The 23,755-nt window shown below is 54.8% G+C and carries 24 protein-coding genes and 1 pseudogene; 13 read left to right on the forward strand and 12 right to left on the reverse strand.

Translation table 11 applies throughout. The annotated features are described in order from the left end of the window. Window positions 1–92: 92 nt before the first annotated feature. Entirely contained in the window at window positions 93–1,469 is a 1,377-nt protein-coding gene (locus ACXAIA_RS18955) for a sigma-54-dependent transcriptional regulator (RefSeq protein ID WP_475350727.1), read from the reverse strand. Window positions 1,470–1,516: 47 nt separating this feature from the next. Then, window positions 1,517–3,523 carry a sensor histidine kinase gene (locus tag ACXAIA_RS18960; RefSeq protein ID WP_475350728.1) on the reverse strand — a complete coding sequence of 669 codons (2,007 nt, stop codon included), beginning with the start codon at window positions 3,521–3,523 and terminating at the stop codon, window positions 1,517–1,519. Between the two features lie 254 nt (window positions 3,524–3,777). Between ACXAIA_RS18960 and ACXAIA_RS18965 the strand changes: the two genes are divergently transcribed. The 3 genes from ACXAIA_RS18965 to ACXAIA_RS18975 all read left to right on the forward strand — a co-directional run bounded on the left by ACXAIA_RS18965 (window position 3,778) and on the right by ACXAIA_RS18975 (window position 5,764). Next, the gene (locus ACXAIA_RS18965; protein WP_475350729.1) at window positions 3,778–4,782 is read left to right on the forward strand and encodes a mitochondrial fission ELM1 family protein; all 1,005 of its coding nucleotides are present in this window, start codon (window positions 3,778–3,780) and stop codon (window positions 4,780–4,782) included. 69 nt (window positions 4,783–4,851) lie between these two features. Then, on the forward strand, window positions 4,852–5,607 hold the full coding sequence (locus ACXAIA_RS18970; RefSeq protein WP_475350730.1) for a DMT family transporter: 756 nt from the start codon (window positions 4,852–4,854) through the stop codon (window positions 5,605–5,607). Beyond that, on the forward strand, window positions 5,552–5,764 hold the full coding sequence (locus ACXAIA_RS18975; protein WP_475350731.1) for an EamA family transporter: 213 nt from the start codon (window positions 5,552–5,554) through the stop codon (window positions 5,762–5,764). Before ACXAIA_RS18970 ends, ACXAIA_RS18975 begins: the two co-directional genes overlap by 56 nt. Window positions 5,765–5,817: 53 nt before the next feature. Here ACXAIA_RS18975 and hemN read toward each other — a convergent pair whose 3' ends face one another. The 3 genes from hemN to ACXAIA_RS18990 all read right to left on the reverse strand — a co-directional run bounded on the left by hemN (window position 5,818) and on the right by ACXAIA_RS18990 (window position 8,797). Continuing rightward, window positions 5,818–7,173 carry an oxygen-independent coproporphyrinogen III oxidase gene (hemN, locus tag ACXAIA_RS18980; RefSeq protein WP_475350732.1) on the reverse strand — a complete coding sequence of 452 codons (1,356 nt, stop codon included), beginning with the start codon at window positions 7,171–7,173 and terminating at the stop codon, window positions 5,818–5,820. 91 nt (window positions 7,174–7,264) lie between these two features. Then, on the reverse strand, window positions 7,265–7,693 hold the full coding sequence (locus tag ACXAIA_RS18985) for an HIT domain-containing protein (protein WP_475350733.1): 429 nt from the start codon (window positions 7,691–7,693) through the stop codon (window positions 7,265–7,267). Window positions 7,694–7,762: 69 nt separating this feature from the next. Beyond that, window positions 7,763–8,797: an NAD(P)H-binding protein gene (locus ACXAIA_RS18990; RefSeq protein ID WP_475350794.1), complete on the reverse strand. Its 1,035-nt coding sequence runs from the start codon at window positions 8,795–8,797 to the stop codon at window positions 7,763–7,765. Window positions 8,798–8,872: 75 nt separating this feature from the next. Here ACXAIA_RS18990 and ACXAIA_RS18995 point away from each other — a divergent pair, with 75 nt between their 5' ends. After that, a complete protein-coding gene (locus ACXAIA_RS18995; RefSeq protein WP_475350734.1) occupies window positions 8,873–9,790 on the forward strand; it encodes a LysR family transcriptional regulator in 918 nt (305 codons plus the stop codon). 53 nt (window positions 9,791–9,843) lie between these two features. Here ACXAIA_RS18995 and ACXAIA_RS19000 read toward each other — a convergent pair whose 3' ends face one another. Both ACXAIA_RS19000 and ACXAIA_RS19005 read right to left on the reverse strand, forming a co-directional pair. After that, window positions 9,844–10,305 carry an FMN-dependent NADH-azoreductase gene (locus ACXAIA_RS19000; protein ID WP_475350735.1) on the reverse strand — a complete coding sequence of 154 codons (462 nt, stop codon included), beginning with the start codon at window positions 10,303–10,305 and terminating at the stop codon, window positions 9,844–9,846. After that, window positions 10,306–10,533, reverse strand: a complete 228-nt coding sequence (locus ACXAIA_RS19005) for a hypothetical protein (protein ID WP_475350736.1) — start codon at window positions 10,531–10,533, stop codon at window positions 10,306–10,308. Between the two features lie 123 nt (window positions 10,534–10,656). On the opposite strand from ACXAIA_RS19005, the gene gcvA reads away from it, so the two are divergent. Beyond that, complete coding sequence (gene gcvA, locus ACXAIA_RS19010) at window positions 10,657–11,553, forward strand: transcriptional regulator GcvA (RefSeq protein ID WP_475350737.1); 897 nt, start codon at window positions 10,657–10,659, stop codon at window positions 11,551–11,553. A gap of 76 nt (window positions 11,554–11,629) precedes the next feature. Further along, entirely contained in the window at window positions 11,630–12,421 is a 792-nt protein-coding gene (otnI, locus tag ACXAIA_RS19015) for a 2-oxo-tetronate isomerase (RefSeq protein WP_475350738.1), read from the forward strand. Window positions 12,422–12,440: 19 nt separating this feature from the next. Here the strand turns inward: otnI and ACXAIA_RS19020 are convergent, their stop codons facing one another. Together ACXAIA_RS19020 and ACXAIA_RS19025 are read right to left on the reverse strand one after the other, a co-directional pair. Continuing rightward, window positions 12,441–13,703 (reverse strand): glycerate kinase type-2 family protein, encoded by a 1,263-nt coding sequence (locus tag ACXAIA_RS19020; RefSeq protein ID WP_475350739.1) that lies wholly within the window; start codon window positions 13,701–13,703, stop codon window positions 12,441–12,443. Window positions 13,704–13,752: 49 nt separating this feature from the next. Next, window positions 13,753–14,502: a FadR/GntR family transcriptional regulator gene (locus tag ACXAIA_RS19025; RefSeq protein WP_475350740.1), complete on the reverse strand. Its 750-nt coding sequence runs from the start codon at window positions 14,500–14,502 to the stop codon at window positions 13,753–13,755. Window positions 14,503–14,784: 282 nt separating this feature from the next. On the opposite strand from ACXAIA_RS19025, the gene ACXAIA_RS19030 reads away from it, so the two are divergent. The 4 genes from ACXAIA_RS19030 to ACXAIA_RS19045 all read left to right on the forward strand — a co-directional run bounded on the left by ACXAIA_RS19030 (window position 14,785) and on the right by ACXAIA_RS19045 (window position 17,909). Then, window positions 14,785–15,585: an N-formylglutamate amidohydrolase gene (locus ACXAIA_RS19030; RefSeq protein WP_475350741.1), complete on the forward strand. Its 801-nt coding sequence runs from the start codon at window positions 14,785–14,787 to the stop codon at window positions 15,583–15,585. A 1-nt stretch (window position 15,586) separates the two neighbouring features. Beyond that, the gene (locus tag ACXAIA_RS19035; protein ID WP_475350742.1) at window positions 15,587–16,756 is read left to right on the forward strand and encodes a carboxylate-amine ligase; all 1,170 of its coding nucleotides are present in this window, start codon (window positions 15,587–15,589) and stop codon (window positions 16,754–16,756) included. A gap of 379 nt (window positions 16,757–17,135) precedes the next feature. Next, complete coding sequence (locus ACXAIA_RS19040) at window positions 17,136–17,381, forward strand: DUF2312 domain-containing protein (RefSeq protein ID WP_007090950.1); 246 nt, start codon at window positions 17,136–17,138, stop codon at window positions 17,379–17,381. 78 nt (window positions 17,382–17,459) lie between these two features. Beyond that, entirely contained in the window at window positions 17,460–17,909 is a 450-nt protein-coding gene (locus ACXAIA_RS19045; protein ID WP_475350743.1) for an MmcB family DNA repair protein, read from the forward strand. Here the strand turns inward: ACXAIA_RS19045 and ACXAIA_RS19050 are convergent. The 3 genes and pseudogenes from ACXAIA_RS19050 to ACXAIA_RS19060 form a co-directional block, all read right to left on the reverse strand. Then, complete coding sequence (locus tag ACXAIA_RS19050) at window positions 17,886–18,929, reverse strand: polysaccharide deacetylase family protein (protein ID WP_475350744.1); 1,044 nt, start codon at window positions 18,927–18,929, stop codon at window positions 17,886–17,888. The genes ACXAIA_RS19045 and ACXAIA_RS19050 overlap by 24 nt on opposite strands. After that, complete coding sequence (locus tag ACXAIA_RS19055; protein ID WP_475350745.1) at window positions 18,880–19,941, reverse strand: hypothetical protein; 1,062 nt, start codon at window positions 19,939–19,941, stop codon at window positions 18,880–18,882. Before ACXAIA_RS19055 ends, ACXAIA_RS19050 begins: the two co-directional genes overlap by 50 nt. Before the next feature lie 195 nt (window positions 19,942–20,136). Next, window positions 20,137–20,447, reverse strand: a pseudogene (locus tag ACXAIA_RS19060) (DUF6537 domain-containing protein). Between ACXAIA_RS19060 and ACXAIA_RS19065 the strand changes: the two are divergent. The 3 genes from ACXAIA_RS19065 (at window position 20,428) to ACXAIA_RS19075 (ending at window position 23,742) form a co-directional block, all read left to right on the forward strand. Further along, window positions 20,428–20,568 (forward strand): MmcB family DNA repair protein, encoded by a 141-nt coding sequence (locus ACXAIA_RS19065; protein ID WP_475350746.1) that lies wholly within the window; start codon window positions 20,428–20,430, stop codon window positions 20,566–20,568. The pseudogene ACXAIA_RS19060 and the gene ACXAIA_RS19065 sit on opposite strands and share 20 nt — an antisense overlap. Before the next feature lie 294 nt (window positions 20,569–20,862). Beyond that, window positions 20,863–22,005, forward strand: coding sequence for a patatin-like phospholipase family protein (locus ACXAIA_RS19070; protein WP_475350747.1), 1,143 nt, complete (start codon window positions 20,863–20,865; stop codon window positions 22,003–22,005). Window positions 22,006–22,041: 36 nt separating this feature from the next. Beyond that, window positions 22,042–23,742: a methyl-accepting chemotaxis protein gene (locus tag ACXAIA_RS19075; protein WP_475350748.1), complete on the forward strand. Its 1,701-nt coding sequence runs from the start codon at window positions 22,042–22,044 to the stop codon at window positions 23,740–23,742. Window positions 23,743–23,755 lie beyond the last annotated feature (13 nt).

Genomic DNA, 23,755 nt, shown 5'->3' on the forward strand with positions numbered 1-23,755 from the left:
GCACCGTGAACGGGTGGTGGCCACCACCCGTTCAAACAAAAGAGGCAGAAGGATCATAACAAATCCTTCTGCCTCTCAATGTATAAGCCCGTCTAATTGACGGGCTCTGGATCAGTGCTGTTGCGTTGATGCCGGAATTCTGCGGGGACGATATTGTATTTCGTCAGCTTGTCGTAAAACGTTTTGCGCGGGACGCCGAGTGCCGAAACGGTGGCGGTGACATTGCCGCCATGTTCACGAAGGGCTTCGGTGATCAGGCTTCGCTCAAACGCCTCAACCTGTTGAGGCAGGGGGGCGCCATAGTTTTCGTCGCCGTCCTCGGTGCTTGCCAGTGGATCAAGCCCCAGGACACGCCGTTCGGCAGCATTGCGCAATTCACGAACATTGCCCGGCCAGTCATACGCATTAAAGCGTGCCATTTCGGCGGGCGTAATCGGCGCAACGGTGCGATCAAATCGCTTGGCGGCATCGCGGGTGAAGTATTCAAACAACAGCGCAATATCATCCTTGCGATCGCGCAGCGGTGGGATGTGCAGCTGCACGACGTTGAGGCGATAATAAAGGTCTTCGCGGAATTCGCCGCGGGCAGATGCAGCGCGCAGATCAATCTTGGTCGCGGCAACCACGCGCAGATCAATCGGCAGAACCCGGTTTGAGCCGAGGCGCTCAAGGGCGCGTTCCTGCAAGACGCGCAACAGCTTGATCTGCAGGGCAAGCGGCATGCTTTCGATTTCATCAAGGAAAAGTGTGCCCTTGTCGGCGAACTCGAACTTGCCGATGCGTTTGTGATCGGCCCCGGTAAAGGCGCCGGCTTCGTGACCAAACAGTTCGGATTCAATCAGGTGTTCGGGCATGCCGCCGCAATTCACTGCAACAAACGGCCCCGGACGGCCCGACATTTCATGCAGGTTGCGGGCAATGACTTCCTTGCCAGAACCTGTTTCGCCATTGATCAGGACATGGGCATTGGTGCTGGCGACATTGCCAATAAGCGTGCGGAGCTTTTCCATCGCCGGGTTGCGACCGATGAAGTCGGATGCGTTCTTCGAATGGCGGGCCAGTTCGATCTTGAGCGTGCGGTTTTCAAGAACGAGTGCGCGGTGGCTCATCGCGCGCCTTGTGATGTCGATGAACAGATCGGGGGCATAGGGCTTTTCGATGAAATCAAACGCGCCGTCATGCATTGCCTGCACGGCGGTGGCGACATCACCATGGCCGGTGACCAGAATGACCGGCATTTCGGTATCGATTTTTTTGACCTCGGACAGAAGCTGAAGGCCATCCATCTTTGGCATGCGGATGTCTGAAATCACCACACCCGGCCAGCCTTTTTTCAGGCGTTCAATCGCAGACGGCGCATCGGCGAACACTTCGACCGGGATATCGGCAAGCTCAAGCGTTTGCTGTGCGGCTTCACGCACATCTTCGTCATCGTCAACAAACAGAACGCATTCGGCACTGGTCGGCACTGGCTTATCCTTTGACCCGATGGATGGATCAGAGGACAGTTTTGCTGTCAGCCCTGATCGTGATGATCTGTAAGGTATGTGCGGGTTTCTGCCGGTGTTTTAGCAGTCGCGACGTCCGGCGTCGAGATGCTGTTTTGCGCAGCCATTTCACCCGGTCCTTCATAGCGGAGCTCGATAATGAAGGAGGCCCCACCTTGCGGGCGGTTTTCCGCACGGATGGTGCCGCCAAAGCTTCGGACAATGCCATAACAGATCGAAAGTCCCAGCCCCAGGCCATCGCCAAACGGCTTGGTGGTGAAAAACGGGTCAAAAAGTTTGGGCAGGTTGTCTGGCAGAATGCCATGCCCGTTGTCATTGACCTTCACAATCACGCGGTCATCGCCGCCGGTGATCGAGATTTCGATTTCAGGGTGTTCAACATTCTGGCAGGCGTCAGCGGCGTTATTGACCAGATTGGTAAAGACCTGGGTCAGTTGATTGGCCTCGGCAATGACGGGTTTGATATCGCCATGCTGTTGCAGGGTGATGTTTTCCGCGCCGGCCCGCCCGGTCTCAAGCGCAAGGTCGATGGCCATCTGCATCTGGGTCGGGACGTCGACCGGATGGTTGTCCTGCTCCGGACGGCGGGAAAACGCCTTGAGATTGCCGGTAATCCGGCCCATGCGATCGGTCAGTTCCGAAATGCGTTGCAGGTTGCGGTTCGCGGTTTCATCGTTGCCGCGCGCGATGAATTTCAAGGCGTTTTCCGCATAGTTTCGAATGGCGGTCAGCGGTTGATTGATTTCGTGTGCGATGCCTGCGGACATCTGGCCAAGGGCGGCCAACTTGCTGGTTTGAACCAGTTCGGCCTGAGCGGTGCGCAGCGCATCTTCGGTGCGCGACCGCTCAGTGATTTCTTCTGCCAGGCGCTGGTTGGTGTTCATCAGGTCGGTCGTGCGTAGGCGGACCTGACGTTCCAGTTCGCGCTGTGACCAGTCGCGAATTTCAAGCTGCTCCAGCATCGCACGCCGGCGCTGCAGAATGATGAAAATCAGACCGGTCAAAATGATATGCGCCGCACCGCCCATGACGCCAGCACTGATGACAGACCGGTCCAGAAGCGACTTGTCGGTCAGAAGAAACATCCGCCACCCCTGTTTGGGAAGCGTGCTTGCCGTGACCAGATAGGTGGTTTTGTCCGGCGGTGCCGGGCGGGTTTGCAGCGTGCCGGTTGTTTGTTCGCGGGCTTCTTTTGCGTTGCTGTCTTTCGCAGCCGGACCAAGGCTGAGCGTTGCCGGATTGTCATCCACGGGCCATTCGCCGTCGAGCAACGGCATGGGCTCAAGCGGATAGTTGCCGTATTTGCGCGATGCGATCAGACGCGGGCGGTCCTTGCGGTCCAGCCCGGCAAGATCGCGGAACCGCCAATCGAGATTGGATGAAATGATGACGATGCCGTTCTGATCGGTGACTAGAACGCTTTCGCTGCCGCGTGCCCAACGCTGCACAAGGGCCTCGAGATGGGTTTTGACCACCATGGCCCCGGCAAAGTTGGTTCCATCCGGTCGCACCGGGTGGGAGATATAATAACCCGGCACGTTGGACGTAATCCCGAAGGCAAAGTAATGCCCGGTCAGGCCGCTTTTGGCCTGCTGGAAATAGGGGCGGAAGGAAAAGTTCCGCCCGATAAAGGTTGCATCGCTGTTCCAGTTGCTCGCCGCCAGCGTCTCGCCATTGCGGTCCATGAAGTAAATGTCTGACGCACCGCTGTCTGCGGCCAGCTTTTCAAGATAGACATTCACCGCCGCCGCATTTTTCGGATCGGCCTGAAGGGCAAGATCAATGATGCGCTTGTCGGATGCCAGCGTGATCGGCAGGTATTCATGTTCCTTGATCGCGCCCTGCAGGTTGGAGCGATACAGCTCAAGCTTGTTGCGCCCGTCCTCTGTAATGTCGATCAGCTTTGCTTCCTGCCAGAATGTGGTCACCAGCCACACAGTGACTGGCAGCAGCACCAGCAGGGCGCACAGGACAATGCGGGATGTTGTTTTGACTGAAACCGAGGTGCTGAGCATTCTGTCTAAGTTGACCTTGTGCGTTAGGCTTTTGCTGTCCTACCCCTTGGGGTAGGTTTTGATCCCTTACAGGTGGGGCGCCGGGATTAGATTACAAAAAGATTTCAAAGCCCAGCGCAATTTTCTTCGGACTTCTGATGCTTGATAATCCGCTGATCAGGCTGTACCTATCAGAAAAGCATTCGCGGGATTTTCGCGTCACGATTTGCGTGATCGAAACACGCCCGAACCAACCTGTCAGGAAAGTTCCCTGCATGAGCGATCAAGACACACACCTGATCTGGGTTCTGACCGATGATCGTGCCGGGAATGTCAATCAGGCCGTCGGTGTGGCCGAGGCCTTGGCGCAGCCTTTCAAGCGGATTGATATCGGCTACACCAGTCTTGTCAAACTGCCGAATTTTATCCGTAACGCCAGTTTGATCGGCGTGGATGAAGCATCGCGTGCACGCCTGACGACGCCGTGGCCGGATCTTGTTATTGCTGCCGGGCGACGGACGGCCCCGGTTGCGCGCTGGATCAAAAAGCAAAGCCGTGGTCATACGCGCATTTGTCAGATCATGCGCCCCGATGGTGGGGACAGCAGCTTTGATCTGATTGCCGTGCCGGCCCATGACCGAATGGCTGTGCGCGAAAACATTGTCCAAATCCCCGGCGCACCGCACCGCGTGACCGAGACGAGGCTTCTGGTCGAAGCCGACAATTGGCGCACCTATTTCAAAGGGCTTCCATCGCCACGCTTCGCCGTGATCGTTGGTGGCAGCACCAAGAAAACAACCTTCACGCCTGCCATGGCAGAAGAACTGATTACGCTTGCCATTGATGCAGCCCGGTCGGTGGACGGGTCATTGCTTGTTACCACCAGCCGACGTACGGGACAGGAATGCGAAGATTTGATCGCAAAGCGGTTGGCCGATTCTGGCGTGAGCTATCACTTGCATGACTGGAAATCCAAGGACGAAAATCCCTATTTCGGGTATCTTGCCCTGGCGGATGTTCTGATTGTGACGAGTGATTCGGTTTCGATGTGCTGTGAGGCGGCTGCAGCCCCGGGCGGGGTATATATTTACGCCCCGGATGGTTTGGCAAATGAGCGTCATCAAAGGTTGCATCAAACCTTGTTTGACGGGGGCTATGCCCGCCCGCTTTTGCCCGATACCGAACTGGTACCGTTCAAGCACCCGTCCTTGCAGCCGGCACGCATGGTTGCGCAGCGTTGTCTGGAGCTGCTTGGTGCGCTTGCCCATCAGGATAGGTGATAACACCTTGTTTTATTGGGGGCTGTAAGGTCTATTCGTGGGCTGCCACCACCAAGGAAAATCGCCCCGATGTCCTCGCCCGTCTCAAACCCCGCTAGCACGCGTTCATCAGGCGCGCCGCAATTATTTCCGCACCATGTCGCGGTGATGATTTTGGCGGTTGTTGCCTGCTGCTTTGCGGGCAACCATGTGGCGGCACGTCTGGCGTTTGAAAATGGCACGGGGTTGCTGCTGGCGGTTTTGTGCCGCTCAGGCGTGGCACTATCGATCCTGATGGCGATCGTCTTTTTAAAGCGCCATTCAATCCGTTTGCCGCGCGGCCTTGGGCGGTGGCAACTGGTTCTGGGGCTGTTGATCGCGATCCAGAGCCTGTGTCTTTATTCCGCCGTCGCCCGCATGCCGGTGGCATTGGCCTTGCTGACGGGTAATACATTCCCGATCATTCTGGCCCTTTTGACCTGGGGGCTTGGCGGGCCACGGCCCACGCTGCGTGCGGCCGGTTTGATGTTGTTCATTCTGTCCGGGCTTGTGCTGGCGCTTGATTTGCCGGCCATTCTTGGGGGCGCGGCCGAAGTAACGTCAAGCTGGTGGCTTGGGATCGGCTTTGCCTTGATGGCGGCAACAGCCCTATCGATGGCGTTCTGGATCACCGATCACAAGTTGGCCGAGATCAACGGGCCGGTGCGGTCCATGTTCACCATGGTGGTTGTTTTCATTGCCATGATCATCGCCAATTGCGACGCCCGGGTGGATGGGGCTTGCAGCCCTGATGGTGCTGTATGGTGTCGCATTTTCGGTCCTGTTCATCACCGTCCCGCGCCTTGATATGGCGCGGAATGCATCGGTGATGAATATGGAGCCGATCGCAACATTGCTGTTTGGCTGGGTTGTGCTGGGGCAAATGATCAGCCCGATCCAGATGCTGGGCGGGTTGGTCGTGGTCAGCGGCATTGTCATTCTGACGCTGCGCAAAGGGGCCTGATCAAACAAAAAAAGGGAGCCGGATGGCTCCCTTTGTGCATTTGGATTACTGGGTCAAACCGCCTGTGAGTGACGCCCGTGTGCATGGTCAAGATACGTGTCAAACGCTGCACAAACCGCACGGACCAGAGGGCGGCCCATTTCGCTGAGCGCAATGTAAGTGCCGTTAACTTCGACAATGCCATCCTGGGTCATCGCCTTGATGCGTTCGATCTCGGGCGCGAAGCGGTCTGCGGAAATGCCATGGCTTGCGCAGACTTCATCAAGATCAACGGCAAGATTGCACATCAGTTCATTGATGATGTCGCGGCGCAATTTGTCGTCATCGGTCAGGGCAACGCCCTTTTCAATCGCGCATTTGCCATCTTCAACGGCGCGCTGCCAGCGGGCCAGTGCCGGATCGTTCTGGGCATAGCCCTGCGGCAGAGATGAAATGGCAGACGGGCCAAAGCCGATCAGGGCTTCGGCACGGTCCGTAGTGTAGCCCTGGAAGTTCCGGTGTAGTAGGCCATCCGATAGAGCACGCGCCATGCTGTCGGCCTGGTGGGCAAAGTGATCAAGCCCGATGGCAACAAAGCCGTGCTTGGCAAGGCGGTTCTGGATTTCCTCATACTGCGCCCAGCGTTCCTCGGTATTTGGCAGGGCCTCGGTCGGGATAAGCTGCTGGTGCTTCTTCATCCATGGGACATGGGCATAGCCAAAGACCGACAGACGATCCGGGCAAAGCTCGACGGTCTGATCGACCGTTTCACGCAGCGACTCAACCGTCTGGAAGGGCAGGCCATACATCAGATCGACATTGATGCCGGCAATCCCGTGCGAGCGCAGTTTTGCAATCACCTCGCGGACCAGCTGCATGCTTTGAACACGGTTGACCGCCGTCTGGACCTGCGGATTGAAGTCCTGAATGCCGATGCTGGCGCGGTTAAAGCCGCATTCGACCATGGCTTCCATGAAATCATCGGTCGCCGTGCGCGGATCCATTTCAATCGCGATTACGGCATCATCAAGGATCTGCAGGCGCCCGCGGATTGCCGCCATGATGGCGCGCAGATCTTCGGCCTTGAGGATTGTCGGGCTGCCGCCGCCAAAGTGAATGTGTGAAACTGTGAAGGTCTCGTCTGCGGGCAGTTTGCCAAGCGTGCCTTCGATCTCGGTCAGAAGGGCTGCGACATAACCATTTACCGGCTTGTAGTTCTTGGTGATCTTGGTGTTGCAGCCGCAAAACCAGCACATCTCCTCGCAATAGGGGACATGCAGATAAAGCGACAGCGGTTGGGCGGGATCAAGCTCGCCAAGCCAGCCTTCAAATACCTCGCCATTGACGCCGGCATGGAAATGCGGCGCGGTCGGATAGCTGGTGTAGCGCGGCAGGCGCAGGTCGTATTTTTCGTAAAGGGCTAGCTGCATGACGGACATCCCGAAAATTCGTTCTGTCCGTCTTTTGCATTATTCCAATCTGCTCTGCCTTGATATGCCTCAAGCAGTTTGTTTCAAGCGCTTAAAGATGCTTGAAGGCCGATACCAGATCAGCACGCAGGGCCGCCAGACGATCGCGGCCTTCTTCCTCTTCATAGGGTTCGGCGGTGCCCACACCCCAGACCGGGCCCGGCCATGCTGCGTCATCCTTGAAGCGGCCAATCACGTGACAATGAAGCTGCGGCACCATATTGCCCAGCATCGCGACATTGGTCTTGAATGCCTCAAAACGACGCTTGATGACACCGGAGACGGCAGCCACTTCATCGCCCAGAATTTTGCGGTCTTCTGCACTCAGGTCGTCATAGTCGACAAGGTCAGGGCGCTTCGGGACCAGAATAAGCCAAGGATAACGCGCATCATTCATCAGCAGAACATGTGAAAGCGGTCCGTCGGTCACCAGAGTGGTATCGGCGGCAAGCTGCGGATGAAGGGTGAATGCATTGTTCATCGATATCCTCGTTCCTTGAAAAGTCACGGGGACGTTATAGCGACAACGCCTTTGAATGTCTCGATATCCTTATGCGCTTTGGGCGTGTGATATTGCGTCGATTGCAGCACTGCTGGGTTCGTCGATGCAACCGAGTGCTGCCAAGCTGGTGCGCACGGCCATCATCAGATCTGTATGGGGTTCTTCACCAAGGACGGAGGTCAGTGCGTTATTCTCCATCTTGTAACCATGCTGCCAAAGATATCTGATCTCTGATGCTTCGCGGCAGAATGAAGATACCGGGCGCAACAGGTTTATAAGTGTCCAGGGAAGGCGACGTATTGGAACTTCTTGCCCGACACAGTTCTGAATGGCACGCATCATTTGCAGACCGTCATGATCCCAATGGCCTTCCATGTGAAAGCGCGCATATGGTTCGATTTCGGCTTCATGGTCAAGCAGTCTAACCATTGTTTCAGCGACGTCAGGCAAATATGCCCATTGGTGACCAATGCCTTTCTTGCCGGGATACATGATTGTGGAGACCTTTTTCCCGGGATTGACAAGGCATTGCGAAAACCAGTTGTTGCCCGCGTTTGCGCCGAAATAATCCCCGGCACGGACAATCAATACCTTTGCACCGTTTCTTGTGGCCATCTCAAGGCGTCTTTCCATTTCGGCCCGGATGGCGCCTTTGCGGGTTCTTGAACTCTGTGGGCTGTCTTCGGTGACGTTTTGCAATGTTTCCGGGGCAAAATTATAAACCGTGCCGGGAAGAACAATCCGTGCCTTGTTCACGGTGGCCGCCCGGATAGTGTTATCTAGCATTGGTAAAACCAGTTTTTGCCAGTTTCGATATCCCGGCGGATTTACGGCGTGAATAATGGCGTCAGCCCCGCGTGCGGCATTCAAAACGACCTTGGACTCCATCGCATCACCGATGTGCCACTCAATCTGGTTATGGCCAAGGTGAGCTGCGGGGGAGGGTGCGTTACGGACAAGTGCGCGTACTTTCCATCCACGGCGCAGCAGTGCAGCACCAGCTTCGCTTCCAATCCCACCATTGGCACCTATGACCAACGCGGTTCTGGTTTCATGTTTCGACATCGTGCATTCCTCCTGCATGTGTGTGGCAGAGGATAAAAGTCGATCTAGCAAAACAACATTCTATAAATATGTTTTCATGCTATACAAAAATGTATGGATAAGAATGAACCGGATTGGAACTTGTATCGAACCTTTATCGCGGTGATGGAGTGCGGCTCCTTGTCGGCGGCGGCGCGCGTGCTTGGTGTGACGCAGCCAACTGTCGGGCGGCATGTGGACGAGTTGCAGGAACACTTGGGTGTTGTGCTGTTTACCAGATCACAGTCCGGTCTGGTGCCGACTGATACGGCGATATCGTTATTGCCGCATGCAACCGCGGTTCAGTCAGCCGCGCGAGGACTACGACGCGCTGCCAGTGGGGATATCGGCTTTGTTCAGGGAACAGTTCGTGTGACTGCAGCCGAAATTGTTGGTGTTGAAATCTTGCCGCCAATCGTCACCAGGCTGCGTCGAGATCATCCAGACCTTGAGGTCGAACTTGTCCTGTCAAATCGGTTGGAAAACCTGTTGCGACGGGATGCCGATATCGCAGTGCGTATGGTTGCACCGGATCAGGATGCGCTGGTTGCCCAGCATATTGGCAATATCGATCTCGGTTTTCATGCAATGGCAGATTATCTCGCCCATGCAGGGTGGCAGGGAAAAGCAGAAGAAATCGGTTGGGATGAGCTGGGGCAACTCGATCTGATCGGCTTTGATACGGCCAGTGCCGATGTCAGGGCCATGGTCGAGCGCATGCCCGAAATTTCCAATGCTCGTTTTGCTTTGCGTGTTGATAGCAATGTTGCCCAGCTTGCCATGCTGCGTGCAGGTTTTGGGGTTGCGCTCTGTCAGTTGGGCTTGGCGCGTCGGACGTCAGGATGTGTGCGTCTCTTGCCTGATTTTACCTTGGGGCTGGATACTTGGGTTACCATGCATGAAGGACTTCGGGATCATTTGCGCTGCCGCGTGGTGTTTGACGCGCTCGTTGCGGGTATGCGGGCTTATCGGCTGGAGGGCCTGAATGTATGAATGCCGGGGGCTTCAAAGTGGGCGGGACGGTTTGATGCATCCCACCTCACATTTCACACGACATTGATGGCTTCATGCTTGGCGATCAGTTGAGCGACAAGCTCAACAACTTTTTCTTCGGCCTCTTTGATCGATGCCTGCGTTCGTTCGTCGGCAAACTCGTCATATTCAATCGCCGCACCAAACTGATCGGTGATGCCGATATATTGCAGCGGGGTGAACAACCCGCCCTCGACAAAGTTCATATGCGCGATACGCCCATCCCGCCCATAGCCATAGTCACCCCGCGCTGACAGGGCGACAATCGATTTATTGCCGCTCACCATTGGCCAGTAGGGAACATCGCCGCGCGTTCGATCAAACCCGAACGTCCGGCCAACTCGCACAATGTTATCAACCCATGCCTTCATCTGGGCAGGCATGCCAAAATTATACATCGGCACCCCGGCGACAATGATGTCGGCAGACAGTAGCTCGTCCACCAGCTGGTCGCTTTCGCACAGTGCCGCGTGCATTCAGGCTTCACGATCATTGGGATGGGTAAAGGCTGCATGGACCCAGTCACCGGTGGTTGGTTGCGGCGGGTTTGCCCCGACATCGCGATAGATGATCTCGGCGTCTGGACGTTTTGCCAGCCAGTTTTGCACAAACTGTGCGGTGAGGCGGCGCGTGTGTGAGCCATGCTGTTTCTGATCAGACCGCCCCGGGCGGGAGCTGCTGTCGATATGAAGAATTCTGGTCATCATACTCTCCATGTGATGAAGGTGGTTCATCTGTGTATGTCTGTGATGACCAAGCATTGACTGAATTTAAGGGGTGCGGCAAAATCGAATTCCTCAGCCAATAGATGAGCTCAGTTCATTCATATGTCGTTACCGCCACTTGCGACCCTGCGCGCCTTTGAAGCCGCAGCCCGCCATCAGAGTTTCAAGAATGCCGCATCCGAGCTTGGCGTCACGCCAACCGCGATCAGCCATCAGGTACGCCTGCTTGAAGAAACGCTGGCTGTTCAATTGTTTGATCGCAAGCCACGCCAGGTGGTCCTGACCGATGTCGGGCAGGAGCTTTATCCGGTTTTGCGCGATGGCTTTGCATCCTTTGCCAAGGCGATTGATCGGGTTCGGAACCGCCCCGCATCACGGAGTGTAACGGTTTCGGTCATTCCGTCCTTTACGGCAAAGTGGCTGTTGCCCCGCCTGCCAAGGTTTCAGACGGAATATCCCGACATCCATTTGCGCCTGCATACCTCGCCAGAGGCGGTTGACCTTGCCGGCGGTGTTGCGGATGCCGCCATTCGCTACGGCATCGGCCCCTATCCGGGATTGGCGGCAAGCCAGCTTTTTCGCGAACATTTCGTCCCGCTTTGCAGTCCTTCATTGGGGCTGGAAAAACCAGAAGACCTGCGCAAGGCGACGTTGCTGCATTTTGACTGGTTGCGGCCCGATGATGCGACCCCGACCTGGCAAAGATGGGGGCAGGTAGCTGGATGTCCGGAATTCCTGCCAAGTGCAGGCATCAGCTTTTCCGATGACAGCCACGCCATTCAGGCCGCGATCGCCGGGCAGGGGGTTGTTCTCGCCAGTCCGGCGATGGTGCGCGCAGAAATCGATGCCGGATTACTGGTGATGCCGTTTGGCCCTGAAATCAAAGGGCACGCATATCACTATGTGCATACCAGCCGCGGCGATAACCTGCGGGAGGTCGAAGCATTCGGCGATTGGATCAAACGTGAAGTGGCATCATCCGGGCTGCTTGCTGCGTAAGCGCGCGATTGAAGATTGACCTTGCGGGCTGCATCGGAAACCATGTGCCATCGTCAATCATTCTTATGGATCGATCATGCCCCGCTTTGCCGCCAACCTTTCGTTCCTGTTTGCCGAACTGCCGTTTGAAAAACGGTTTGCCGCGGCCGCGGATGCCGGCTTTGTCGGGGTGGAATATATCGGCGCCTATGACATGCCGCTTTCCACCGTCAAATCGCTGCTTGATGAAAATGGTCTGGAGCAGGTTTTGTTTAACCTGCCTGCCGGTGACTGGGAGGCAGGCGACCGTGGTCTGGCCTGTCGTCCGGGGCGCGAGGATGTCTTTCGCGACTCTGTCGTAAAGGCGCTTGATTACGCGGCGGCCACCGATTGCAAGATGCTTCATTGCATGGCCGGTGTGATGGGCAAGGGTGAGGATTCCGGCGAACTCGCCCGGCTTTATTGTGACAATCTGCTATATGCTGCGGATCTTGCCGATCAGGCCGGTGTCGATATCCTGATCGAGTCGATCAATCCGCTTGATATGCCGGGATATTTGCTTAATTCCATCGAACAGGCGGCCGTGATCCTTGAACAGCTTGATCACCCGCGTCTGAAATTGCAGTTCGATATCTATCACGCCCAGATCGTTGGCGGAAACATTGCCGCCCGGCTCGATCAACATATCGACAGCATCGCCCATGTACAGGTCGCAGGTGCCCCGGGCCGTCATGAACCGGACAGTGGGGAGCTTAACTATCCCTTTCTGTTCTATATGCTTGATCGCATCGGCTATGAAGGCTGGATTGGCTGCGAATACAAGCCGCACGGCAAGACCGAAGACGGACTTGGCTGGGTGCGCCCCTGGATGCCAAAGCCAGGCGCCTGATCGGTTTTTGCGTTAAAACCTATTCAATCAGAATGGCGCGGAAGTCGTTGACATTGGTCAGCGTCGGTCCCGTCACCAGCAGATCATCAATCTTGGCAAAGGCGCTATAGGCGTCATTGTTATTAAGATACTCCCACAGATCGATGCCGTTTTCCTGGGCTGTTTGCCAGCTTTTGGCATCAATGATGGCGCCGGCATTGTCCTCGCTGCCATCAATACCGTCGGTATCAATCGCAAGCGCGCTAAAGCCCGGTTGGTCGCGCAGCTGGAGCAGAAGGGATAGCAAGAATTCGCTGTTGCGGCCGCCACGGCCCCCCTTGCCACGCACCGTGACGGTGGTTTCACCACCCGAAAGCAACACGCACGGCTTTGCCGCCGGTTGGCCGTGATTGGCAACCTGATGGGCGATCCCGGCATGGACGATGGCGACTTCGCGGGCTTCGCCTTCTATCGCATCCCCAAGGATGACGGTATTGAGCCCCATGTCACGCGCGACAGATGCGGCGGCCTCAAGGCTGTCCTGCGGGCGGGCCAGCATGATGGTCTCATGGCCGTCAAAACAGGGATCGTCAGGTTTGATCGTCTCATCCTTCTCGCTGCGCAAAAGATCTTCGGCGGCTTTGGGGATGTCGATCTGATAATGGCGGAGGATATCAAGCGCGTCCTGACCAGTGGTTGGGTCTGATACCGTCGGGCCGGATGCAATGATCGCCGGATCATCGCCCGGCACGTCAGACACAAGATAGGTCACCATGCGCGCGGGCGCAGATGCCTTTGCAAGCCGGCCGCCCTTGATGGCAGAGAGGTGCTTGCGCACACAGTTCATTTCCGAAATGGTCGCGCCACTGCGTAATAGCGCCTTGCTGATCGCCTGCTTGTCTTCAAGTGTCAAACCCGGACCGGGCAGGGCGAGAAGGGCCGAACCGCCCCCGGAAATCATGCACACCACCAGATCATCCGGACCGGCAGCCGAAACGATCTCAAGGATCCGCTTGGCGGCCTGTTCCCCGGCGGCATCAGGCACCGGGTGGGAGGCCTCGACAATTTCGATCTGATCGCATTCGACCGCATGGCCATAGCGGGTCACGACCAGCCCCTCGACATCACCTGTCCAGGCCTTTTCAAAGGCGCGTGCCATATTGGCCGATGCCTTGCCTGCGCCAATGACGATGGTCTTGCCCTTGGGCGGTTCGGGCAGATTGCGCGGGATCTGAACGCCGGGGTCGGCGGCCTCTAGGGCCGCATCCATCAAAGCCAGAAGTTTTTCGCGCGAAGTGGTCATGTCGGGTTTCCCTGATTGGATTTTGGCCGGGTTTATCCCGGCATTGAATTTAGGTCGCCTGCTTGTCCGATGCGGTTTTGAAGAAATCGATCACGGCCTGCAAATGATCCGACATCGCCTTTTCCGCCGCGTCCGGGTCGTGGGCGGCGATGGCTTCGATGATGTCACGGTGATGTTCCTGCACCATCCGATCAAAGGTCGGGCCGGCCATGCCGTTGAAGCGGATTTCGGTAAGGGCCGCCTGCAGCACGTCATGCAGCATTTTCATCACGTGATAATAAATGATCGATCCAGTCGCCCGGCCAATCATCATATGCAGGCGGTGGTCATCATCGGCACGGTATTTTGCCGCCCGCCTTGGATCATGCGCCTGGCGATAGGCCATGCGTAAAAGCTTGATATCCTCGTCACTGGCATTGATGGCCGCCCGCCGTGCGGCCCATGTTTCAAGCGTGCAGCGGATTTCCTGCAGATCGCGCAGATTGCTGATCGAATCGCGCACTAGATCGGTCATGGCGGTATCCATGTCGATCCCGGTCGAAGACAGGATTTCCGTGCCGCCGCCCTGAACCGCGCGCAAATACCCACGGGTCTTGAGCTTTTGTAAGGCAGCTCGGACCGAAACACGGCTAACCGACATGCTTTCGGCAAGCTGGCGTTCGCCGGGCAGGCGGTCTCCGGGCAGGAAAATGCCATCTGAAATCTTTTCAAGGATCTGATCGGCCACCTGATCGGCAATCCGTTTCGGACGCTTGGCCTCCTGATCGTCTTGTGCCTGAACCGGCTTGGCAGACGGCATGTTGGGTTGTCTCCAATCGTGTTTTTCTGTGCCAGTGCAATGATATTATAGGTCCTGACCCTAAATGGTCATACCATTTTACGGGATGTTTGGGCGCTACGCAAAGTGTCGATATGCATCAAGCCTGCTTGTTGCAGCGCAATCTTGTCTCGGCAGTGATAAATTGATAGTTCAAGACATACCGGTTGGCGCATGCGCACCCTGTTCTTAAGCGCGTTGCTGCCCCGGCTGACCCGCCAATATCCGACGATCCAACGACCACCGAATTTCAGGAGAACACGCGTGCCGAACCAAGCCGGGACCCTTTTGGGCCATGATGATCCAGCCCCGTTTGAAATCTTGAACGCAAACGGCAAGGGCCATTCGCTTTTTGTCTGCGATCATGCGTCCCGCGAAGTCCCCAAAAGCCTTGGTACGCTGGGCCTGCCCGAGGAAGAACGCAAACGCCATATCGGCTGGGACATCGGCGCACGCAAGGTGACTGAAATTCTGGTTGATCGCTTTGATTGCCCGGCTGTTCTGGGCGGGTTTTCGCGCCTTGTGATCGACTGCAACCGGCAGCTTTGGGATCCGACCGGGATGCCCGAAATTTCTGATCAGACTGTGGTGCCGGGCAACAAAAACGTCTCGCCCAGCGAACATATGAAACGCATCCGCGAGATTTTCCTGCCCTATCACTGGGCGATCGAAGAACAGATTGCCACCTTCCACGCGCATAAAATCGCCCCGGCGCTGATCGCCATTCATAGCTTCACCCCGGTTTTTCAGGGTTTTGAACGCCCATGGGAAATCGGCGTTTTGTGGGATCAGGATGATCGCATTCCGGTGCCGCTGCTTGAAACCCTGCGCGCGCAGAACCCGGACCTGACGATTGGTGACAATGAACCGTATTCAGGCCAGCATCTGGCGGACTACACCATTGACCATCACGGCGAGGCGGCGGGTCTTCCGTGCGTGTCGATTGAAATTCGTCAGGATCTGATTGATACTGATGCGGGATGTGAAAAATGGGCGAAGATCCTTGGCGATGCCTTCGTCGACATCCTTGCGGATCCGAACCTATACAAGATCAGGAGAGACTGATTTGGCAGGGGCCAACGCACGCGAACCGGGATTTTCCATCGGCATTGAAGAAGAATTCTGGCTCGTGGATCGCGAAACCCGCGACCTTGCCAAGGACCCGCCTGCCGAATTTCACAAGGACGCCAAGGCAAAGCTTGGCGATCAGGTGTCTTCCGAATTCATGCGCTGTCAGGTTGAGACCGGAAGCCAAGTTTGCAACAGTGCACTTGAAGCGCGCGAGCAACTGATTGAAATGCGCAGCACGCTCTCCGATGTGGCGGCTAAATATGACATGGCGCTGCTTGCAGCCTCCACCCATCCCTTTGCCCAGTGGGACGATCAGAAACACACCGATGGCGAGCGTTACAACACCATCGCGCGCGATTTGCGCACGGTGGTGGATCGCTTGCTGATCTGTGGCATGCATGTCCATGTCGGGATCGAGGATGACGATCTGCGCATCGAGCTGATGGCGCAGGCGAGCTATTTCTTGCCGCATCTTCTGGCGCTTACCACCAGTTCACCCTTCTGGCGGGGCAAGGAAACCGGGCTTCAGACGTTCCGGCTGTCTGTGTTTGACAACCTGCCGCGCACGGGCCTTCCGGAAGTGTTTGGCTCCTGGGCGGAATATCGCCGTCATGTCGATATGCTGATCAATGCTGGCGTGATCGAGGACGGCACGAAGCTTTGGTGGGATTTGCGACCATCTGATCGCTGGCCGACCCTTGAAATGCGGATTGCCGATGTCTGCACCGATCTTGAGGATGCGGTTTGTGTCGCATCGATCACGCGATGCCTTATGCGCATGCTCTATCGTTTGCGGCGCAATAATCAACGCTGGCGGATTTATGCCAACATGCTGGTGCGCGAAAACCGCTGGCGGGCCTGCCGCTATGGCAGCGACCCGGGCGAGAAGGCCGGACTGATTGATTTTGGTCGCGGTGAAATCGTGCCCTATGCCGATCTGCTCGAAGAAATCCTCGAACTCATCCGGCCTGATGCCGAATTCTTTGGCTGTGTCGACGAAGTCGAACATGCGCGCACCATCGTCAAACGCGGCACAAGCGCACGCAGACAGCGCGAAATCTATGACGCGGCCATCGAACTCGGCGCCACGCCAAAGGAAGCGTTGGTCGCCGTTGCCGATGTCCTGATCGAGCGCACAGACCCGCACGCAAGATCGGATACCTAGAGTCTGCTCCGATTATCTTACATCGTTTTGCCGAGGACATTCTTCTGTCCGGCAAGGAATGGATCGCAGGGCGTAGCGGTGCTACGGTCCAGATCCGTGACGCTGCAGGGCGGATGAATGTCCCGGCCCGAAGGGTTCGGTTTGGCGATGTTTCGCTGCGTTACACCGCTTGAACGATGCTCCACATCGCCCTTCGTGCCGTGCCTTGCCAAACAGATTCGCCAAACACGAACAAAAGCGATGCAAGCTAATCGGAGCAGACTCTAACGGCTTGTCAGCGGGCAGTGCATTGAGTATCGTCGCGCCGAAACGGGTTTGGGCCCTTTGAAATTCCGCGCATCGGATATCCGCTGTGCAATCCATCATCGGAGAAGAATTGATGACCGAAGTCGGTGGTATCGCAGCCGATCAGCTTGCGAGTTATGTCGAGCGTATCGAACGCCTTGAAGAAGAAAAAGCCAACCTGATGGCTGATATCAAGGAAGTTTACGGTGAAGCCAAGGCGCTTGGCTATGACGTGAAAATCCTGCGCCAGATCATTCGTCTGCGCAAAATGGAAGATCACGAACGCACCGAACAGGAAGAAATCCTGGAAGTCTACAAACGTGCGCTGGGTATGAGCTGACAGCACCCTGTCAGCAGACCGGACGTGAACACCAAAAGCCCGCTTTGATGCGGGCTTTTGCTTTTGTAAGCTTGGCCGATGACAACCGCATCCCGCCCCGAAATCACAACTGAAGTCACCGAGGGTGTCTGTCGGCTTTTATATCACCATCAGATGGCCTGCCTGACGGAGCTGCGTCTGGGCAATGGCCGCCGGCTTGATGTGCTCGCCCTTGGCCCAAAGGGCGAGCTTTGGGCGGTGGAAGTCAAATCCTCGGTCGAGGATTTCCGGGTTGATCAGAAATGGCAAAGCTACCTTGAATATTGTGACCGGTTCTTTTTTTCCGTGCCGATGCACTTCCCCAAGGACCTGATTCCTGAAGATATCGGCTTGATCGTTGCCGACCGGTTTGAGGCCGCCATCATTCGACCAAGTCCCGAAATCAAGCTTTCTGCAGCGCGTCGAAAGAAGCTTCTGATTTCGTTTGGTCAAGCAGCCGCATCCCGCCTGCGCGGGGCAATCAACTCAACTTTTGGTGGGACTAGCTAATTGAACGAATGAGCGAAATACTTTGCTACGTGCGTATAGTCTATCGAATGCCAAGCGAAAGAAAAGTCTTTGATCGGTCGTATCTGCAGAAGTCAGGAAAACACGGTCAAGCAAGAAATCCTTTGCACTGTCGTTGGTGTAGCCTTTGCTAAAGAAGATTTTCTTCGCTTGTAGCGTTTTCAGGATTTCTACTTCTCTTGATGTGAAGCAAATATCGGGTTGACCATTTGTAAACGCAAAAAACGGAAGAGAGTTTGGGTGTTGCTCCAATTGCTTTTGGTTTACCTCATATTGTTCAACAAATTCCGAGGTGGTCAATGCAGTACTGTTCCAGTGCTCAAAAAGATGATTGCCCAAAACCACCAGGTGATTTTTTGCCCATTTTTTCACTGTATTAGAATTAGCAATTTGTCCTTGGTAATGAAGAGCAGCAGCGAAATCGATCTGATAGCTTTTCTCATATTTAGCCATTGCAGCTGGTGTGAGATGCAGGAATGCTGGGCTGTCAATTTTCTCTCTCTTAAGAAACTCTCCAAATTCAGGTTCATTCTCTTCTAGGTAAAATGCCAGCGCGGATAGCATTGGCCGGTCTTGTGATACTGTGCTCATATTCATGAACATCAAAGATGGAATCTCTTGCTCGACCAGAAACCTTATCCCGTTCTCAAATGCCCCAAGGAAACCATCATCGAATGTGATCATTGCTGCTCGATCTGGAAGTTCACTTTTATCCCGGTTTATCAAGTCTTCCGGGTGAACAATATTAAAGTTCTTCTGTATCCACAATACCTGCTTTTTGAAAGTCTCAACGGAAACCGAGAGTTCCAGATTCTTGGCAAAAGGTGCCGGCTTATCGCTGACCTCATGGTATAAAAAGACTGTTAGCTCACCGACAGTGTACCTTAGCAAGCCAGGTGCAATCTGATAGGTCGTATAAGTGAGGCGCTCAAGTATACTGCGGAGGGCTCGCTTAAACATTATCAGAGTCCCCCATTGTGAAATGCGGTCGCTGAACAGCATTTAAAGCATCCTTGACCTCGTTGTTATAGATGATCACTGGGATTTCGTGCCGATCTGCAAAGCCATATTGCACAAGTGTTTTGTAAAATGGCGAGCGTCGATCACACCATACACTTATGCCGCGGGTTTTTGTTCTAAACGCTGTATTGACCAGTTCAGACAATACCATGCGTAAAGCGTTGTCATGGCCGGAAAGAAATAGATAATCAGCTATGATTAATGAGTAACCAAGATCAGTAGGAACGTTTTTGTAAACAAGGTAGCCAACAAGTTTTCCTTTATGTCGGACCTGATCAAACAGATACTTGTCGGGGTGAAGGAAGTAACGCCACGTCATTTCATCCTTGGTCCTGCAAATAATAAAATCATGGCGTTGAGAGGCTTCTTCCCAGAATTCGTTCCAGTCATCAGGCAGGCTTTCTAGGCGTTCAGCTACATAGTCTTCAATGTTGTTTTTGTGTCGGTTGCGCAGCTTGTAAAAAAGACCGAGGGCGAGCCTGAAAGGTCCACCAAACAGCTCCATGCCTGTCCATCCGAATAAACTTAGAAGTTTATTGTCGGCAGATGTAGCCAAGGACATTGCTCTCACATTCAATGACGATTGAACTTCGAAATTGGCTTTCTTCTGCCATCCGGGTAACGCGGTAGCATTCGGGAGGCCATATATATACCGCATCCCGTCCGCTTCGGCTTGGTCCCGACTGGCATTTCCGACAATTGTGAACAGTCCGCGACGGAAAAATTTTGGAGCTGTGTAAGTATCTCCTATTTCGGCTGTGTCGATGACTTCATTGCAGCACTTTAGTCTTTTTCGTGTAATGGATGTGGTTGCAGCAACTTCACCATCAATTTCAACGAAATTCACAAAGCCATCACCTAGCGGGTTGGTTGCTGTTTTCCAGCTAAAAAGATCCACAGTGCCGTAACGGCCTTCACCTGTGAAATTCTCCTTAAAGAAATTGGATATTCGCAGCAGATCTTTTAGTGATGCTCTTTGGGCCTTGAAATTCATTGCTCTGTCTTTTCCATTTGTAATCGACAAAGGTATAGCCAATCAGGCGAAGGTGAAACAGGTAAAACTAGGTTGTTTGGGGACACAATTATAAAAGCCTTTGAAGCGTCCAGTGTGTTAACTCAAATGAGGACCTTGGTTTAGAAAAAAGGCTCCGGAAATTCCGAGACCTTTGCTGTTGGAGACGTGGCTGACTTACTCCGCCGCCTCGAGATGTTCGGGCGGATTGCGGAACTGTTCGAGCAGTTCGGCTTCGCGTGCCTTGGCCTTTTCGATGTGTTCTTCCTTGACGTGACCGTAGCCGCGAATGTGTTCGGGCAGGGCGAGCAATGCCTTAGCGATGCGGGCATTGTCGTGGGTGAGCCCGTCAATCACCTCGGTCACCAGTTTTCGTAATCGGTGATCAACTGGCGTTCGATCCGGCGTTCCGGGTTGCGGCCAAACGGATCAAGTTTCGTTCCGCGCAGGAACTTCATTTTTGCCAGCATGCGGAACGCCGCCATCATTCGTCCAAGTCCCGAAATCAAGCTTTCTGCAGCGCGCCGAAAGAAGCTTCTGATCTCCTTTGGGCAGACCGCAGCAGGGCGGTTGAATACGTTTTCTTCAAAGGAAAAAGTATTAGGGTAGCTGCTCAAACGAGTAGTTCATTCTCATTCTTACAGATCAAATCAGATCCTTAAGTAATTGATTCTATATGTATGATTCCAAATGCAACTTTGGCTATTCTGTTGCATAGCAGCAAAACGTATAAGTGTAACTGTGACGAAACGCACTGGCTCATAGGTTGTATTTGTGCGATGCAATATAAACATTGCGAGAACGCTTGGGCCAGTATGAGCGGTTTCGATCGAGAGTTTGATCTTCTTTCCGACTGGCCCGTGGTGGGCGTAATGCCCGGTTCCTTAGACGGGGGACGACGACATGGCGGAAAAGAAGCGTGCGATTGCGTTGGCTGGTGGTGGGCCGGCCGTTGGTTTGAGCCTCGGTGCCTTGAAAAGGTTACATGAAGAATCCGATCTCAAATTTGATGTCTGGTCGACGGCCTGTATCGGTGCCTGGCTTGCCGTTGCCTGGAATCAGTCAGACCCGGGACGCGAATATGAACAGACTGTCGAGTTCTTCAAACGCATCTGTCGACCGGAAAAGGTTTATGACCGTTTCCCGATTGCCGCGGCCTTTGCCCCGGACTTCTTCTCCCAGACCAGCAATACCATCGCCTATATGCTCGATCCCCGGAGTTATCAGGGATTGATCGTACCCGAAGCTATCATGGAGGCGGCATCCTATGTTCAAGAGTTTCTTGCCAAGCCGCAATACTGGACGCCGGGTAATATTAACTCATTGATCCTCAACGGTTTCATGGCGGCCAATCCGCTGTCGCGTTTCATGATGGGCGCGATGTACCAGTCTCGCAACCGGGGACTGTCACGCATTTACTATCCCGACAGTGCTTTTCTTGATTTGCTGGATTTTGACCGGCTTTATGAGGATGGCAAACCGGCCATCCTGCACAACGCCTACAACCTGACGCGGCAGCGGCTGGAGTTGTTCACCAACAAGCCGCTTTCCTATGGCTTGCCGGGCATGAACGCCCAGACATTGTGCGCCTGCTCGGCACTCCCCTATATCGAGGAGCCGGTGGTGATTGGTGCCGATACCTACTGCGAAGGGGCCACGGTCGATACCGTCAATTTCTATGATCTGCTGCGTTTGAACCCTGATCTTGATGAGGTTTGGGTCAGTCGCATCCTGGACGTCAAGCAGATACGACAGCCGGAAAACCTTTATGACGCGCTCAATAATCTGGTGATGCTGTTTGCGGCAACCACCAGCGAAGACGACGTCAAGCTGTTCAAATACAAAGTCGCCGAAAGTGGCCGTGATATCCGGGTCATCGAAATCCCGGTCGAAGCCAATATCAGCTACGACTGGACGTGGGAAAACCTCGATCGCAGCATCGAGGACGGTTATCGCGCGACCAACGGTGTTCTTTCTGCATATCGAAATACGACCGGTGACGTAACCGTTGCCAAACTTCAGGCGGCCAGTAACGACGCCGCCTGATGCCACCTGTGAATGTCAATTTTGGATATCCAAAGAATGAAGACTTTTGCGAATCTGAATATCGGGACCAAGCTTTCCATTTTGCCGGTTATCGCCGTTGTTGCGATCATCGCTGTCAGTCTGATAGGCGGGCGCGCCATCCTGTCACTTTCTGACGGTCTGGAATTCGCCGTCAGCAAGGCGTATCCGGAGGTCAAGGATATTAGCGAGATTGATCGTAATGTGACCAGGGTGCATCAGACCCTCTATCGTTTGCTTTCCTGGTCCGCAGCCGGTGTTGACGAAGACCGGATGAACGCCGTTTTGCAAGATCTTGAAACCCAGATCAGCGATGCGCGTCAGTCCTTTGTAACCCTGCTTGACAGCGACAGCCTTACGGAAACCGGTCGCCAGATGTCGGTTGACGCCCAAGAGCGCTTTGACGGTTATCTTGGCAAGGTCAATCAGGTTCTTGGCATGCTCGATATTGATTACACGGGTGCGCTCAGCTTCTCCTGGTCGGCACAGTCCGACTATGAAGCACTGATGGACATTCTTTCCAAGCTGCGCGGAACCGCAGAACTCAGAATGGACAGTGCAAGCGGTGCGGCCATGGCGGTCGGCAGCTCTGCACAGGATCAGACAATCATTGCGGCGGTTCTGGCATCGGTTGCCATGGCGGTGATCAGTTTTGTTATCGCATCCCTTATCGGCGCACCGGTCAAAAAGCTGACGCACGTCATGCGTGAGATTGCCGAAGGCAAAACCGATATTCTGGTGCCCTTTACCGGTCGCAAAGACGAAATGGGCAAAATGGCAGATGCGGTCGAAGTGTTCCGTCAGAATGCCGAAAGCCTCGAAGCCGCCGAAGAGCAACGTCAGGAGGACGAAGCCCGCGCGGTTGAGGAAAAACGCAGGATCATGCAGGAACTGGCCCATGATATCGAGACTTCGGTACAGGGCACGGCGACTGCGGTCAGTGCCGCGATTGAAGAGATCGGGGCTTCTGCATCGGCACTTCTGGGCAATGCCGAACGTACGGATCAGCAAAGCGAAAGCGCCTTTGATGCCTCGGGTAAATCCAGCCACAACATGGGCGAGATTTCCCAGGCAGCGTCCGGACTTGCATCTGCGATTTCCCATATCAGCGAGGAAATCCAGAAAAGTAGCCGTCAGGCACAAGAGGCCAGCGAACAGGCACTTGATGCGGACGAAAAAATCCGCCGCCTCGAAGATGCCAGCATTCGGATCGAAGATGTTGCTGCGTTGATTGGCAATATTGCCGAACAAACCAACCTTCTGGCGCTGAATGCAACGATTGAATCAGCCCGTGCTGGCGAGGCGGGCAAAGGATTTGCCGTGGTTGCCAATGAGGTCAAGAACCTTGCCAGCCAGACGGCAAAATCGACCGAAGAGATCGCATCGGAAATTGCCAATGTCCGGGCTGAAACCGGTCAGGCTGTTGATGCAATCCGGACGATTGTCGAGAGTGTTCAGAGCATCAACGAAATTCTGAAAATGACGGCAGAGTCCGTCATGGAACAAGGCAATGCTACTGGTCAGATCAGCAGTAGCATTTCCGAGGCAGCCGGTTATGCCGAAACCGTTTCGGGCGGCATTGGGGGCGTGCGTGAGATCGCTCGTGCCACCCGTGACTCCGCAGGCAGCGTTGGCGAAGCAACCAGCGAACTTAGCCGCGAAATGGCAGGTCTGAGCAGCTCTGTCGATGAACTCGTCGCGCGCCTGCGTGCAGTTTAATTCCTTCACCAAC

It is taken from the genome of Thalassospira sp. ABL2_045 (assembly GCF_056161285.1).